The following is a 15,112-nucleotide window of genomic DNA, read 5'->3' on the forward strand; positions in this document are numbered from 1 at the left end:
CCCGGTTTCGTTAGAGATCGGGCATGCTGATCCGACCCGCAGACAAGAACGATCAGAGCGCCATCTGGAGGATCATCGGTCCGACGATCCGCGCCGGCGAAACCTATGCGCTCGATCGCGATCTCAGCGAAGCCGACGCGGTGGCCTACTGGATGGGACCGGACCGCGAGACCTTCGTCGCCGAAGAAAATGGCGTGATCCTCGGCACATATTACATCAAGGCCAATCAGGCAGGTGGCGGCCGGCATGTCTGCAATTGCGGCTACATGACCGATGCTGCCGCGAGCGGCCGCGGCGCCGCACGGCTGATGCATGAGCATTCCCTGGGCCATGCCCGCTTGCTTGGCTTTCGGGCGATGCAGTTCAATTTCGTCGTCAGCAGCAATGAACGCGCGGTTGCGCTGTGGCAATCTCTCGGCTTCGATATCGTCGGCCGGCTTCCTGGCGTCTTCCTTCATCCCAAGCAGGGCTATGTCGACGCATTTGTGATGTTTCGCACGCTTTAGCGGCCACGTCGTGCGGCGAAAAAAGATGTGAATGCGCTGTCGAATCCGTCGCGGCCCAAACGTCTTGAGATTGCAGGCGCGAAATGCGGTAGGCTTGCCGCGTGCCTCGCGATCACTCTGTCGGCATGGAGGTTATGAAGCCATGAGTGTTTCTTATCGTTGGGTCATCGTCGCCGTCGGCGCTCTGATGTCATGCGTCGCCATCGGGGCGATGTTCTCGCTGGCGATTTTTCAGGAGCCGATCGCAACCGCGACCGGCTGGTCGCATGTCGGCATCGCGAGCGCAATGACGCTGAATTTCATTGTCATGGGCTTAGGCGGCTTCCTTTGGGGGGCGGCAAGCGACCGCTTCGGCCCGCGTGTCGTCGTGCTAATAGGCTCCGGGCTGCTCGGCCTGGCGCTGGTGCTGGCGAGCCGCGCCGAGACACTCCTGCAATTCCAGCTGACATACGGCATCCTCGTCGGACTGGCCGCCAGCGCCTTCTTCGCGCCGATGATCGCGGCGACGACCGCCTGGTTCGACGAGCACCGCGGCCTTGCCGTGTCGCTCGTCTCCGCCGGCATGGGCGTTGCGCCGATGACGATCTCGCCCTTCGCGCGCTGGCTGATCTCGGCCTATGACTGGCGGCCAGCCATGTTGATCATCGGTATCGCGGCCTGGGTGCTGCTGGTGCCAGCCGCGCTGCTGGTCAGGCGTCCGCCTGCCGAGACCGCAGATGCCGACGCCGGATTTGCCGCGGAAGGCGCCAGGCCACAGCTGTCGAAAGTCTTCCGGTCACCGCAATTCATCGTGCTCGGCCTGACCTTCTTTGCCTGCTGTGCGGCCCATTCAGGCCCGATCTTCCACATGGTGAACTATGCGACGATCTGCGGCATCGCACCGATGGCGGCGGTCAGCATCTACAGCGTTGAGGGGCTGGCGGGGCTCGGCGGCCGGCTGCTCTATGGCAGCCTCGCCGATAGGATCGGGGTGAAGCCGGTGCTGGTCGCCGGCCTGCTGGTGCAGGCAGCCGCGCTCGCGACCTATCTCCTCGTCAGCGAGCTGACCGAATTCTATGCGCTCGCCATCGTCTTCGGCAGCGCTTATGGCGGCGTGATGCCGCTTTATGCGGTACTGGCGCGGGAATATTTCGGCCAACGCATCATCGGTACCGTCTTGGGCGCAGCAACGATGCTCTCCAGCCTCGGCATGGCGTTCGGCCCTCTGATCGGCGGCTGGATCTTCGACACTTTCGCCAATTATTCCTGGCTGTTCATCGGCTCCGCAATGGTCGGGCTGGGGGCTGCGGCGATAGCGCTCGCATTTCCGCCTCTCGCCCGCCAGAAGCCGCAACCGGCCTTTGGCGTAACTTCTTGATGAGATGGCGCTTGGCGCGATCAGCCTTTCATTCTGTCGCTTACCCCTCCCCAACCCTCCCCACAAGGGGGAGGGCCTACGTGCAGCACCGCCTCACGCAGCCATCAATCGTATCAATCTGCCGAACGGTAGCAGCGGGCAAGAGCTATCTTTTGGTCACCGTCGGCCACCGCAGCTTAGCCCCTCCCCCTTGTGGGGAGGGGTTGGGGAGGGGACTTTTCGATCCGACAGACCAACCATTGCATTCGCCCACAATGAAATCTCCCTTTCGTGCATTGCCCTTCGTCGATTTCCCCTGATAAGTCTTCTCCTATTCGTTTCATCACCTATGTCCTTGGTATTTCGGGAGGCAATCGTCGCCATGGTCGAACTTGCGCAATCGCTCGCATCCATCAAGCTGCCGGACCTGTCCGGCAAGGCCGTGCTGATCACCGGTGCCTCGACCGGCATCGGCGCGGCACTCGCCCGCGCCTTCGCGGCCCAAGGGGCCAAGGTCGGCGTCCATTATAATGCCAGCCGCGAACCGGCGGAGAAGCTTGCCGACGAGATCCGGGCTGCCGGCGGCACGGTGCATCTGGTCCAGGGCGACGTGTCGAGGGAAGGCGAGACCGAGCGTGTCGTCGAGGAGACGGCGAAGACCTTCGGTCACCTCGACGGGCTTATCAACAATGCCGGCGGCATGCTGGGGCGCAAGCCGACCGCAGAATATACCGATGCGCATTATGCCGCGGTCATGGATCTCAACGCACGCTCTGTACTGGCGGCAACGCGTGCGGCCCATCCCTGGCTGAAGAAGCAGGGCGGCTTCATCATCAACACCACTTCGATCGCCGCACGCAATGGCGGCGGCAATGGTGCGATCCTTTATGCGGCGTCCAAAGGCTTCGTCTCGACGATCACCCGCGGTCATGCCAAGGAATTCGTCGCCGACAGGATCCGCGTCAACGCGGTGGCGCCGGGTGTCATCGCGACACCCTTCCACGAGCGTTATACCAATGACGAGCAGATGGAGCTGCAGCGCAAGTCGATCCCGATGGGTTTCGTCGGCACGTCGGAAGATTGCGTCGGCGCCTATCTCTTTCTCGCCTCGCCGACCCTGTCGGGCTACATCACCGGCCAGATCATCGAGGTCAATGGCGGTCAGCTGATGCCGTAGACGCTTCGATCGGCGAGCAAGATCCTTCGCTTTCCCTTTTAAAAGGGAACTTTCGAACCGCCGTGACGTTTCCTGCTTGGTCTTTTCAGCAAGCGGGGCACCATGAGCTTTTCATTTTCGGAACTCGACTTCCTCAAGCCGGAGCTGGGGGCGGAGTATACGGGTTCTGGCACCCATTTCGCGGTATTCTCCGCGCATGCGGAACAGATGGAGCTCTGTCTCTTCTCGCCTGATGGAAAGAATGAGATCGCCCGGCTGCCGTTGCCGAAACGCGAAGGCGATATCTGGTCGGGCTATATTGCCGGCATCGGCCCCGGCACCGTCTACGGTTATCGCGCTCATGGTCCCTACGAGCCTGCCGCCGGCCATCGCTTCAATCCGAACAAGCTGCTGCTCGATCCCTATGCCAAACAGGTGACGGGCGAGTTGACGTGGGACGATGCGCTGTTCGGCTACCAGATCGGCGAGGACGACCTTTCCTTCGACGAGCGCGATAGCGCGCCCTTCACGGTCAAGGGCGTGGTGCAGGATCCGGACTTCGACTGGGCGGGTGAAGAGGCGATCCGCCGCCCTTGGCCCGACACGATCATCTATGAGGCGCATGTGCGCGGCCTGACGATGACGCATCCGAAAGTGCCTGACCGGCTGCGCGGCACCTTTCTCGGCATGTGCAGCGATCCGATCATCGACCATCTCGTCAAGCTCGGCATCTCAGCGATCGAGCTTCTGCCGATCCAATATTTCCTCGACGACCGTTATCTCCTGGAAAAGAACTTACGCAATTACTGGGGCTACCAGACGCTCGGCTTCTTTGCGCCGCAATCGCGCTACATGTCCGGCGACAAGATCACCGAGATCAAGACCATGGTGAAAAGGTTCCATGCCGCCGGCATCGAAGTCATCATGGACGTGGTCTATAACCACACCGCCGAAGGCAGCGAAAAAGGCCCGACACTGTCCTTCCGCGGGCTCGACAATGCGAGCTATTACATTCTCTCCCCCGATGATCCGCGCCATACCTTCGATACGACGGGTACCGGCAATACGCTTAATGTCGCCAACCCCATGGTGATGCGCATGGTGCTCGACAGCCTGCGTTACTGGGTGGGCGTCATGCATATCGACGGCTTCCGCTTCGATCTTGCCAGTACGCTCGGCCGGCAGGATCTGGAATTCGACCGGCAAGGTGGCTTCTTCGGCGCCATCCGCCAGGATCCAATGCTATCGGGGGTCAAGCTGATCGCCGAACCCTGGGATATCGGCGAGGGCGGATATCAGGTCGGCGGCTTCCCGCATCCCTTCCGCGAATGGAACGATAAATTCCGCGACGACGTTCGCCGTTTCTGGAAGGGCGATGGCGGCATGGTGTCGGAGGTGGCGGCGCGTGTCACCGGCTCGGCGCCGCAGTTCAACCATTCGGACCGGGGAGCGACCTCCTCGATCAATCTTCTGTCGGCCCATGACGGCTTCACGCTGATGGACACGGTCTCCTTCAACGACAAGCACAACGAGGCGAACGGCGAGGATAACCGGGACGGCCATTCGGATAATCATTCCGACAATATGGGTGCCGAGGGTGCGACGGATAATGCCGATATCAACGCCGCGCGGTCACGGCGGCGGCGCAACATGATGGCGACGCTGATGCTCTCCCAAGGCGTGCCGATGATCCTTGCCGGCGACGAGCTCGGCAACAGCCAAGGCGGCAACAACAACGCCTATTGCCAGGACAATGAAATCGGCTGGACGGATTGGGCAGGGCTCGACGACCCCTTCCTCGATTTCTGCCGGCAGGCAGTCGCCTTCCGCAAGGCCCACCCCGTCCTGCGGCAGGAGCGGTTCCTGACCGGAGAGACAGCCGAGGACGGGCGCATCGAGATCGCCTGGTACAAGCCCGACGGCAGTTTCATGGATGACGGCGCCTGGAATGACGACGGATTGCAGGTCATTGGTGTCTATCTCTCGAGGAGCGTGCATGCTCCGGATACCGAGAGGATGGACGACCTCTTCCTCGTCTTCAATGCAGGCGGCGATTGCGAGGTCCATCTGCCTGTCGTGAACGGGCTGAAACAGTGGTCGAGGGTTCTCGACACGGGATCAGAGACGGAGGCTTTCGAGGTGCACGATGAGGACAATCCGGTGATGGTCTATGCCCAGAGCGTCGCAGTCTTCGCACCGAAGGGACAAACCGAACCGCCGCAAGGCGCGACAAAGGCCGAGCGTCGTCGCTGGTTCCAGTTCGGCCGCTGGAGCAAGTAGGTCTCAGAAAGCATGAATGCCGAAGCCATCACCGAACTTGGTCTCGTTTATGTCAGCGATACCGAACCTGGCATCCGAAGACGAAGGAAGGGCAAGGGTTTCAGCTACGTCATGCCGGATGGCACGACGCTCACTGACGAATTGCAGCGGGCGCGCATCCGCGCGCTCGGTCTGCCGCCGGCCTATGAGAATGTCTGGATCTGCCTCTACGACAACGGCCATCTGCAGGCGACAGGCTTTGATGCGCGGGGGCGCAAGCAATACCGCTATCACAAGGACTGGCAATCCTTCCGAAGTGCGGGAAAATTCCATCAGCTGATCGAATTCGGCCGGGCGCTGCCTCGGATACGCCGCACCGTGCTGCGCCATCTCGACACCGGTGCGGAGGATGTCAGCGGCGTGCTTGCGGCTTTGACGACGCTGCTCGACGAGGCGCACCTCCGCGTCGGCAACCAGGCCTATGTCAGGGAGAACGGCACCTATGGCGCAACGACGCTGCTGAAGCGCCACCTGAAGATCGTCGACGGGCAGGTAGAGCTGAAATTCCGCGCCAAGGGTGGCAAGCGCGTCCAGCGCAGCCTCAAGCATCCGAGGCTCCAGAAGATCCTGGAGGAGATAGCCGACCTGCCCGGCCGCCAGCTCTTCGTCTGGAAGGACGAAAGCGGGACGCTGAAGCCGATCGATTCCGGCCGGCTGAACGCCTATCTCGCCGAGATATCGGGGATTCCGATTTCGGCGAAGACCTTCCGCACCTGGGCGGGCTCGCTGGCGGCCTTCGGTGTGGCGCGCGAGACAATTGCCGGCGGCGGCCGGCCGACGGTAAAGCAAATGTCGGAGGCCGCGGCCGAGACGCTGCACAACACACCGGCGATCTCACGCTCGAGCTATATCCATCCCGCGATCATCGCGCTCGCCGGCAACGATCATCCGCTGATCGAGAGCGGCAACGAACCACTGCGGGGCTTGCGGGCCGAGGAAAACAGGCTACTTGATTTCCTCACAAGCGAGATCGAAGAATGAGCCCCAGACATCCGCCGGCATCCGCCGTATCGTTGACACATCCCGACCGGCTCTACTGGCCGGACGAGGGCGTGACCAAGCAGGCGCTGGCGGATTACTACGCGGCGGTCTGGCCGTTCATGGCGCCTTATGTCGTCAATCGGCCGTTGGCGCTGCTGCGTCTGCCGGATGGGATAAAAAGCCACCAACGGTTTTTTCAGAAACATGCCTGGAAGGGCATGAACCCGCATATCGAAGAGATTGCCGATCCGCAGGATGCTGACGGCGAAAAGCTGCTGCGCATCGCCGATTTCAACGGGCTCGTGGCGCTGGTGCAGTCGGCCGTGCTCGAAATTCATCCCTGGGGTGTGACGACCGACGATTGGGAACGACCCGATATGATCACCATGGACCTCGATCCGGGCGAGGACGTTGCCTGGGGCGCGGCGATAACGGCAGCGCTTGAATTGAAGGCACGGCTGGAAGCCCGCGGGTTGGCTGCCTTCGTCAAGACCTCGGGCGGCAAGGGACTGCATGTGGTGACGCCGCTTGCGCCGAAGGCCGGCTGGGCGAAGGTGAAGGATTTCGCCCATTCACTGGCCGAAAGCATGTCGGCCGACGCGCCGGACAAATATCTGGCAACCGCAACAAAGGCAAAACGCGGTGGGCATATCTACATCGATTATCTCCGCAACGGCCGCGGCAACACGGCGGTCGCGGCCTATTCGACGCGGGCGCGATCGGGTGCGCCAGTTTCGATGCCGCTGGATTGGTCAGAATTGAACAAGGTAAACGGTCCCGCCGCTTTCACGCTCGGCAACGTGCCGCGGCGATTGGAGACCCGGCCGAAGGACCCATGGGGAAATTTCTTCGATGCGGCCGTGCCACTGGAATGAACGGCTCTTAACTCAGCCCGCACTGTCGAGCTCAGGATAGTGCCTGAAAATCCCTTCCTCGTTGAAGGCGAGGCGGCGGGGGGAGGCGAGATAGCGGACGATGTTTGGACGCTTAGCCACCGCATCATGCAGAGCTAGCAGAGCGGGATATTCCGCCTTGCAGTTTGTCATGGCTCTCGGGAAGGCGTAGCTCAGGCCCTCGATCACCTGGAAGAGCGAGAGGTCGACATAGGTGAGCGCATCGCCGACCAGATGGTTGGGGCTGTTCGGATTTTGCCGCAGCACACGCTCGAAATAGCCGAGGAATTTCGGAATGCGTTCGCGGATGAAGGCGGCTGAGCGGGCTTTTGCCTCTGGCTTCTGGTCCTCGTAATAGAGCGACATATCGATCGGGTGATGCGTATCGTGCACTTCGGCGACGAAATCGGTGACGGTCAGCTGCAGGCCGTTGACGACATGGCGAAGGCCTTCATCCTCGGGCGCAAGGCCGAGCTTCGGACCGAGATAAAGCAGGATGTTGGCGACATGCGGGATAGTGAGGTCACCATCCTTCAGGAAGGGCGGGGCGAAAGGAATGTGCGGTTCGCTTTCGCTCTCCATGATGTCGAACATGGCGCCGGTGCCGCGCCCGGGCTGGCGGGTGATGTCGATATAGTCGGCGCCGGCCTCTTCCAGCGCCAATCGCACGAATTCGCCGCGGCCTTGAATGCCGTCCCAATAATAAAGCTCATATGCCATGGCTGCTCAATCCTTCGGTTGGCGACCGAAGTCTTTTCGCAGTTCATCTTTGGCTTTTTCAAGGGTACCGCGCCGCTTTTTCGTCAGCTGGTTGCCGGCGCGGTTGATGTAGAAGGTCAGCATCGACATGGCGGCACGAAAGGGACTCGACTTGCGGCGGTCGCTCTCTTCGGCTGAGTGCTTGACGGAGCGGGCAATCTTCTTCGGATCGTCCGATTTGAACACGCCTTCTTTTAGGTCCAGCGCATCGCTGTGTTCGGTGACGTCCTGCGACCATTTCTTCCTCGATTTGGCCATGGGTCAAACTCCCTGTGCGGCTGGCGGAAAGCCTCCGCTTGCCGCATCCTCGTTAATGGTGGCTGTGGTGTTCGTTGCGCTTGCGCGTCGCAGCGGCCTTCTTTGCGGAAGCGGACCGTTCCTCCTTCGAGCGTGCGGCGGAGGCCGCGCCGCCGATGCGGCCGCCCTTTTCAGAAGATTCATGCGTATCCTTCTTGCCGCGGCCGGAACCGGATTTGTTGCCGCCTCCGCTTTCCTTGTTGACGGTCGCCCAGGCACGCCGTTCGGCTTCCTTCTCGGAGACGCCGCGATCCTCGTAGCCCTCCTCGATATGCTCGGCCTTGCGTTTCTGCTTGTCGGTATAGTCGGATTTGTCACCTCTCGGCATTTTTGCCTCCTCTGGCTTTCAAAGGGAGTGAACCGATACGGAGGCCAAAAGTTCCGGTCATACTATCATGGTCTGCAGCCCCAGGATTCGGAACAAAAGCCGATTTTATCAGGTATCCGATGGGAAAAGTCTGCATGAGCTGCACATAGGAAGGAGCCGAGAACATGGAAAAACACATCGTCAAAGCCGATGGAACGGCGCGATCGACGTGCATGCCGGTCACCTATACCCCGATCCTGCCGACACGATCTCGATCGAACTGATGGCGCGTGACGACAGCTGCATCAGTGAGGTGGATCTGATGCGCAAATATCCCGAGTTCCATGGCGCCGACGCATAAAGCAGAAGTTACAGCATTTCCACGACTGGCAGAGAACAGAAATGCCTTAGCCGACAGGTCGCTGCTGGACGGCGTTCCTGACCGCCTGGTCGAGCGCCGAGCTGCTGAAAGGTTTTGACAGCAGTACCGAGCCGGGGAAACGGTCTGCATCCGGCAGGCTGCTGTTGCCGGTGGCAAAGACCAGGCCGACCGACGGAAAGGCCTCCCGCGCCTTGGCGGCAAAGGCCGGACCCGACATGCCGGGCAAGCCGACATCGGCGACGATGATGTCGATGATGGTGTGTCGGAGGATTTCCACGCCCCGCTCACCGCTATCAGCCTCGATGACGTCATAGCCGAGATCCTGCAGAATCTCGGCAGTATCCATGCGGATGAAGGCGTCATCTTCCACGAGCAGCAGCTTCAGCTTTTCACCGGCGATATCGGGCTGGGCAACCGGTGCTGCGGCATTGCTCGCCCCTTGGCGGCGTTGGCTCCGGTTGGCAAGCACGTGGCTGATCTTGCGGGCGAGTTCCTCGCGTGTATAGGGCTTGGAGAGCAGTTCGAGGCCGGGATCGAGCCTGCCGCCATGGACGATCGAATTTTCGGTATAGCCTGATGTGTAGAGCACGGCGATATCGGGCAGGCGCTCTCGCGCCATGCGCGCAAGCTCCGGGCTCCTCAACGGGCCGGGCATGATGACATCGGTAAAGAGCATATCGATATGGGCGCCGCTTTCGATAACGGTGAGCGCGCTTTGCGCATCCTTGGACTTCAGCACGTAATAGCCGAGATCCGTCAGCATCTCAACGACAGTCGTGCGCACACCCTCGTCATCCTCGGCGACAAGGATGGTTTCCGTGCCCCCGGTTGCCGGCACGCTGTCGACATTGGTGATGCCATCCTCGCTCTGGAACGAGCGGGGCAGGTAGAGCTTGACGGTCGTGCCTTCGCCGATCTCACTGTAGATCTTCACATGACCGCCGGACTGCTTGACGAAGCCATAGACCATCGACAGGCCAAGCCCGGTACCCTTGCCTTCCGGCTTGGTCGAGAAAAAGGGCTCGAATGCCTGTTCTATTACCTCCTGTATCATGCCGGAGCCGGTATCGGTGACCGCCAGCACGACATATTGGCCGGCGGTGACTTCAGGATGGGCGCGGCTGTAGGAATCGTCGAGGAAGGCGTTGCCGACCTCGATTGTCAACTTGCCGGCGCCATCCATCGCGTCCCGGGAGTTGATCGCAAGATTGAGCAGGGCGTTCTCGATCTGGGTCGGATCGGCAAAGCTGTTCCAGAGGCCACCGGAGACCATGGTCTCGACTTCGATCTCTTCGCCAAGCGCGCGGCGCAGCATGTCGTCCATGCCGGTGACGAGGCGGCCGATATTGACGACCTTCGGTTCCAGCGGTTGGCGGCGGCCGAAGGCGAGCAACTGGCTTGCCAGTCGCGAGCCGCGTCCGACGGCGGCAAGCGCGTTGGAAATGCGTTCCTTGCCCCGGCCGTTATCAGCCACGTCCTTGCCGAGAAGCTGCAGGTTACCGGAGATCACTTGCAGCAGATTGTTGAAATCATGGGCGACGCCGCCGGTAAGCTTGCCGATCGATTCCATCTTCTGCGATTGCTGGAGTGCTGCTTCGGCTTGCTGGCGCTCGGCAATCTCTGCCGCGACGCGGACCTCGAGCATTTCATTGAGTTTCCGCAGCTGATCTTCCATATCGCGGCGCTGGTCGATTTCGACTTTGGCGGCACGGAAGAGCCGGATATTGTCGATCGCGACGGCCGATTGGCCGGCGAGGCTGACGAGGCTCGCCTCGGCTGCTTGGGAAAAACGGCCGGGCTGGCCGTGGCCAAAGAACAAACCGCCGATGACACTGCCGTCGCGTGATTTCACCGGCACGGCAAGATAGCTCCTGACCGGCAGATGCCCCTTCGGCATGCCTGCATGCGGCGCGTTCTGCCCGTAGCGCGGGTCGAGCAGGATGTCGTCGGAGCGCACGATGCCTTCGCCGTTGAAAGTCGGCGCGAAGACCTTGGTATTGCGTGGCATCGGGAATTTCTCGAAGTTCTTCCGATCGACGCCTGAGAGCGCGTAGAGCATGTAGCTGCCGCGCTCACCGTCATCGACATTGTAGAAGAAGGCGCCGAATTCCGCGCCGGTCAGCGTCACGCCGGCATCGACGACAATCTGGGTGAGGCGTTCGACATTGGGCTCGGCGGTGATCGCGGCGCCCGCCTGGTTGACGACTGCAAGCGCGTCCGATTTTGCACGCAGCTCTTCCAGCGCAATCTGTTCGCCGCGCTTGGCCGACACCTGGTCTGTGACATCAAGGGCCGCACAGAGGATGCCGGCGACCATGCCGTCATCGTCGCGCAGCGGGGTGTAGGAGAAGGTGAACCAGGTGTCCTCGGTGCGGCCGTCGCGGCGCATCGGGATGAGCAGTTCCTTGAAGAGCTGCGAACCGCCTTCCAGAGTGCTGGCGATGATTGGCGAGAACTGTTCCCAGATGTCTGCCCAGACCTCGCGGAAGGGTCTTCCGAGGGCATCGGGATGTCGCTCCGGGAAAACAGGCACATAGGCGTCATTGTAGAGAAAAGCGAGATCCGGACCCCAGGCGACGAATTTGGGCTGGCGGGAATTCAACACCATTTCGGCGATATGCTTGAGAGACGCAGGCCAGCTTTCGACCGGACCGAGACCGACGGCATGGAAAGCCGGATGCCGTAACAATTCGCCGATTTCGCCGCCGCCTGTCGGCCAGCCGTTCGCGACGCTTCCCATTCAAAATCGCTTTCTTGTCGTCAGCCGCGCCGGGTGATTGGCCACCTCGGGATCAGCCCTTCCAAACCGTCAACATAGAGGCTTCCGATAGGAGGGAAAGGGCCCGGTCGAAATATCCTTAACCGCCGGGCGTTCAACAGTTTTAGCAGTCTGCGGACGTCGCCTGCGGGCTGTTATTTTCGATAGAGTTTTTGCGATGCGGCGAAGGCGCGGCCGATGTCGAAGGAGGGCCGCTGCACCGGCGCGCGCGGATCGCGGAAAACCAGCCCGACGAGATTGTCGACGACAAGGATGAACCCAAGCGCGAGACCGAGATAGAGCAGCGCGGCGATGATGAGGAGCGACATCTCCATCCCTCACACGATCGTGGTCGAAGCGCAGCCGCTGGCTGCGAAGAGCGGGATGGAAAGGATTTCGATACGGCCGTCGTTCATGGCAACCTCCCCGGTTTCGCCATTAACAGCCATTGGATGTTCTTGTTCCCGGTTGTCGGGCGGGGGAACAACTTTATTTTGAAGCCTCAAAGCTTGCAGCGTCATCCGGCCTCTGTTCACCCCCGCATGGAAGCCCACCTCTCAAATTCCATAAAGCACAACTAATTCAGGCATATGACAAAGAGGGATCAAAGGGCGTCGCGACGACGCCCTTTTAATCGACGTGCTCGGTATTTCAGTGTTCAGGACGCCGTCTTGCGGCTCGCAGTCCGTTTCGCTGCCGGTGTCACGACGCCGTTCGTCTTGCTGCCCGTCACGCTGCGTTTCGCCTTGGACTTGACTTCCTTGCCGTTGGAAGACGCGGCAGAGCCATCGAGCGTGTCGCGCTCGTGTCGTGCCTGTTCCCAATGAATGGAATCTCGCCCTATCGGATATCCCTCTTCTTCCCAGAGAGTGTATGCACGTTTTTTGATCCACTCTTCCCGAGTTTCTGCCATCGCTGATCTCCAGTCACATGATGCCGTCGTTCGAACGCGATACTGCTGAGATGGTTCCAGAGGTGGGGAACTGTTTCAAGCGAAATCGCGCCGCAACCCGAAATATTTCGCATCGCAGCATATTAGGGTTGAGAATCGGCACTCAAGCGGGCCGAAACGCTGCCGCCTTGTGCAGATCTGACACGAACTCCCGGCGCTGCCGCTGTTGCTCTTCTTCGTCGCGAATGCGCAAGAGATAGGAGGGGTGGATGGTGACCAGAACAGGCGGACGATTTGTCGGCTGCAGGATATGGCCGCGCTCTGGCGTCAGCTTTGCTTTCGGGCCGAGCAGCGCATAAAGAGCGGTTGCGCCGAGCGTCACGACGAGTTTCGGCTGCAGGATATTGATCTCTGCGCCGAGCCACCAGGCGCACCGCCTGATCTCGCCGGCATTCGGTTTCGAATGCAGCCGCCGTTTGCCGCGTGGCGTGAACTTGAAATGCTTGACCGCATTGGTGACATAACAGCGTTGACGATCGAGACCGGCCTCTTCGAGGCAGCGATCGAGCAGCCGGCCGGCGGGGCCGACAAAGGGCCTGCCGGTCAGATCCTCCTGATCGCCCGGCTGCTCGCCGACGAGGACGATCTCGGCTTTCCCCAGACCTTCGCCGAAGACGATCTGCGTGGCATTTTTGTAGAGATCACAGCGGGTGCAGTCTTCGGCCTGATGCCGGAGTTCGGCAATGCTGTCAGCATCCGCGACTTCGAGCGCCAAGGCGGGACCGACGTTTGCGGCTATGTTCATGATGGCGATCCTCATTTCCTTGGGGTCAATCGATCTGTGCCGGGATTGTTCCCGTTCGGGAATGAGCCGCGCGCTTTGCAATCTGCAGGCCCATTCCGGAACCTTTCACGATCGGTCCCCGGGCTGGCACAATGGTCATGGTGAAAAATTTCGCCTCATGGGAGAGCGGCAGTGTGATTGAACGTCGCGGTTTCGCGGCTATATTCGCCAGCGATGTTCTATCTCCTATCAACCTACTGGCCGCATATCCTCTTTGTCGTTTCAATCGCCATGGGGGCCGCGGCGGCGATCCATGCCGCCATGACCAAGGAGGAGGTGCGTGCAGCGATCGGCTGGGTCGGCGTCATCATTCTGTCTCCGATCATCGGCGCGGTGCTTTACGCGATTGCCGGCATCAACCGCATCCGCCGCAAATCGTTGAGCGTTCGCCGCGACGCGCTGCTGCTTGCGGCCGAATTCGACGAACTGGAGACATTCGATGCCGAGGCCGAGACGGTGATCAGCCAGTTCGGCCGCCGTTTTGCCGCGCTGCAGACGCTGGGCGACCGGGTGACTCGCAATCCGTTGACGACAGGCAATACGATCGACGTGCTGGAGACCGGCGACGAGGCCTATGCCGCGATGAAATCAGCCATCGACGAGGCGACGCGCAGCATCCTGCTCGAAACCTATATTTTCGACCGAGATGCGGTTGGCCTTCGCATCGCCGATGCGCTGATTGCCGCGGTCAGGCGTGGTGTGGAGGTCCGGGTCCTGATCGACGCGGTCGGGGCGCGTTATTCGGTGCCGAGCATTCTCGGCCATCTCAGGGAGAGCGGCGTCACTGTTGCCGTCTTCAACGGCAACGTCATCATGGGCTTGCGGCTGCCTTATGCCAATCTGCGCACCCACCGCAAGATCCTGATCGTCGACGGGAAAATTGCGCTGACAGGCGGGATGAACATCAGGGCGGGCTTCAGCGAGGAGGCGACAGGCGAAAACTTTGCCCACGACACGCATTTTAGCGTCACGGGCCCTGTCGTGGCCGACCTCTTCGACCTCGCCGCCGAAGACTGGCGCTTCTCGACGCAGGAGTTGTTGAACGACGAGCCGTGGCGCATCGAACCGCCAGAGCGCAGCGCCGGTGATCCCATACTGATGCGTGTCGTCGCCTCCGGCCCGGACCGCAGCGTCGAGACCAATCATAAGATGCTGATGGGCGCTTTTTCCGTGGCGCGCCAATCGATCCGCATCATGTCGCCCTATTTCCTGCCGGACCGCGAACTCATCAGCGCGCTGGTGACGGCGGCGCGGCGCGGCGTCGAAGTCGATATCGTCGTGCCTGCGGTCAACAACCTCGTCCTGGTCGACCGGGCGATGACGGCGCAATTCGACCAGATCCTCAAGAATTATTGCCGCATCTGGCGCTCCACCGGCAACTTCAGCCATTCGAAGCTGCTGACGATCGACGGCACCTGGGCCTATGTCGGCTCTTCCAATCTCGACCCGCGTTCGCTGCGGCTGAATTTCGAGGTCGATCTCGAAGTGCTGAACGAGGGCTTCGCCGCCGAGATCGACGAGCACATCGAGGAAACCTTGAAAACGGCAGCGCCGGTGACGCTTGAGGGCCTGCAGGCGCGACCCTTCGCGGTGCGGCTGATCGAAAAGGTGCTATGGCTGGGGTCGCCCTATCTCTGACGGATTTTTTGTGATCGGACGTGGTAAGTTCGGCTTGCCTGCCT

16 protein-coding genes are annotated in these 15,112 nt (G+C 61.0%); 8 read left to right on the top strand and 8 right to left on the bottom strand.

Features of this window, described 5'->3' with window-relative positions; translation table 11 throughout:
• The first annotated feature begins 23 nt into the window (after nt 1–23).
• From N1937_RS30295 to ligD, 6 genes are all read left to right on the top strand, one after another.
• Nucleotides 24–506 (top strand): GNAT family N-acetyltransferase, encoded by a 483-nt coding sequence (locus N1937_RS30295; RefSeq protein ID WP_260060407.1) that lies wholly within the window; start codon nt 24–26, stop codon nt 504–506.
• Between the two features lie 142 nt (nt 507–648).
• The gene (locus N1937_RS30300; protein WP_260060408.1) at nt 649–1,863 is read left to right on the top strand and encodes an MFS transporter; all 1,215 of its coding nucleotides are present in this window, start codon (nt 649–651) and stop codon (nt 1,861–1,863) included.
• 361 nt (nt 1,864–2,224) lie between these two features.
• Complete coding sequence (locus N1937_RS30305; protein ID WP_162115268.1) at nt 2,225–3,019, top strand: SDR family NAD(P)-dependent oxidoreductase; 795 nt, start codon at nt 2,225–2,227, stop codon at nt 3,017–3,019.
• 102 nt (nt 3,020–3,121) lie between these two features.
• The gene (gene glgX / locus N1937_RS30310; RefSeq protein ID WP_222385246.1) at nt 3,122–5,278 is read left to right on the top strand and encodes a glycogen debranching protein GlgX; all 2,157 of its coding nucleotides are present in this window, start codon (nt 3,122–3,124) and stop codon (nt 5,276–5,278) included.
• 12 nt (nt 5,279–5,290) lie between these two features.
• Nucleotides 5,291–6,298, top strand: coding sequence for a DNA topoisomerase IB (locus N1937_RS30315; protein ID WP_260060409.1), 1,008 nt, complete (start codon nt 5,291–5,293; stop codon nt 6,296–6,298).
• Complete coding sequence (gene ligD / locus N1937_RS30320; RefSeq protein WP_260060410.1) at nt 6,295–7,173, top strand: non-homologous end-joining DNA ligase; 879 nt, start codon at nt 6,295–6,297, stop codon at nt 7,171–7,173. Before N1937_RS30315 ends, ligD begins: the two co-directional genes overlap by 4 nt.
• A gap of 12 nt (nt 7,174–7,185) precedes the next feature.
• On the opposite strand, the gene N1937_RS30325 is transcribed toward ligD, so the two are convergent.
• Genes N1937_RS30325 through N1937_RS30335 form a run of 3 tightly spaced genes read right to left on the bottom strand, consistent with a single transcriptional unit; the run spans nt 7,186 to nt 8,575 of the window.
• Nucleotides 7,186–7,911: a glutathione S-transferase gene (locus N1937_RS30325; RefSeq protein ID WP_260060411.1), complete on the bottom strand. Its 726-nt coding sequence runs from the start codon at nt 7,909–7,911 to the stop codon at nt 7,186–7,188.
• Nucleotides 7,912–7,917: 6 nt separating this feature from the next.
• Nucleotides 7,918–8,208 (bottom strand): DUF3175 domain-containing protein, encoded by a 291-nt coding sequence (locus N1937_RS30330; protein WP_017968329.1) that lies wholly within the window; start codon nt 8,206–8,208, stop codon nt 7,918–7,920.
• 52 nt (nt 8,209–8,260) lie between these two features.
• Nucleotides 8,261–8,575 carry a hypothetical protein gene (locus tag N1937_RS30335; protein ID WP_011655053.1) on the bottom strand — a complete coding sequence of 105 codons (315 nt, stop codon included), beginning with the start codon at nt 8,573–8,575 and terminating at the stop codon, nt 8,261–8,263.
• A 208-nt stretch (nt 8,576–8,783) separates the two neighbouring features.
• Here N1937_RS30335 and N1937_RS30340 point away from each other — a divergent pair, with 208 nt between their 5' ends.
• The gene (locus N1937_RS30340; RefSeq protein WP_260060429.1) at nt 8,784–8,915 is read left to right on the top strand and encodes a hypothetical protein; all 132 of its coding nucleotides are present in this window, start codon (nt 8,784–8,786) and stop codon (nt 8,913–8,915) included.
• Nucleotides 8,916–8,961: 46 nt separating this feature from the next.
• Here N1937_RS30340 and N1937_RS30345 read toward each other — a convergent pair whose 3' ends face one another.
• The 5 genes from N1937_RS30345 to N1937_RS30365 form a co-directional block, all read right to left on the bottom strand.
• Entirely contained in the window at nt 8,962–11,676 is a 2,715-nt protein-coding gene (locus N1937_RS30345; RefSeq protein WP_260060412.1) for a hybrid sensor histidine kinase/response regulator, read from the bottom strand.
• 173 nt (nt 11,677–11,849) lie between these two features.
• The gene (locus N1937_RS30350) at nt 11,850–12,023 is read right to left on the bottom strand and encodes a hypothetical protein (RefSeq protein ID WP_017968332.1); all 174 of its coding nucleotides are present in this window, start codon (nt 12,021–12,023) and stop codon (nt 11,850–11,852) included.
• Between the two features lie 9 nt (nt 12,024–12,032).
• The gene (locus N1937_RS30355; protein WP_017968333.1) at nt 12,033–12,215 is read right to left on the bottom strand and encodes a hypothetical protein; all 183 of its coding nucleotides are present in this window, start codon (nt 12,213–12,215) and stop codon (nt 12,033–12,035) included.
• A 137-nt stretch (nt 12,216–12,352) separates the two neighbouring features.
• A complete protein-coding gene (locus tag N1937_RS30360) occupies nt 12,353–12,607 on the bottom strand; it encodes a DUF2934 domain-containing protein (protein ID WP_026154587.1) in 255 nt (84 codons plus the stop codon).
• Between the two features lie 142 nt (nt 12,608–12,749).
• Nucleotides 12,750–13,391, bottom strand: coding sequence for a UdgX family uracil-DNA binding protein (locus N1937_RS30365; protein ID WP_260060413.1), 642 nt, complete (start codon nt 13,389–13,391; stop codon nt 12,750–12,752).
• Nucleotides 13,392–13,604: 213 nt separating this feature from the next.
• Here N1937_RS30365 and N1937_RS30370 point away from each other — a divergent pair, with 213 nt between their 5' ends.
• Nucleotides 13,605–15,068 carry a phospholipase D-like domain-containing protein gene (locus tag N1937_RS30370; protein ID WP_162115363.1) on the top strand — a complete coding sequence of 488 codons (1,464 nt, stop codon included), beginning with the start codon at nt 13,605–13,607 and terminating at the stop codon, nt 15,066–15,068.
• Nucleotides 15,069–15,112 lie beyond the last annotated feature (44 nt).

This window comes from Rhizobium sp. WSM4643 (assembly GCF_025152745.1).
GTDB lineage: Bacteria > Pseudomonadota > Alphaproteobacteria > Rhizobiales > Rhizobiaceae > Rhizobium > Rhizobium leguminosarum_I.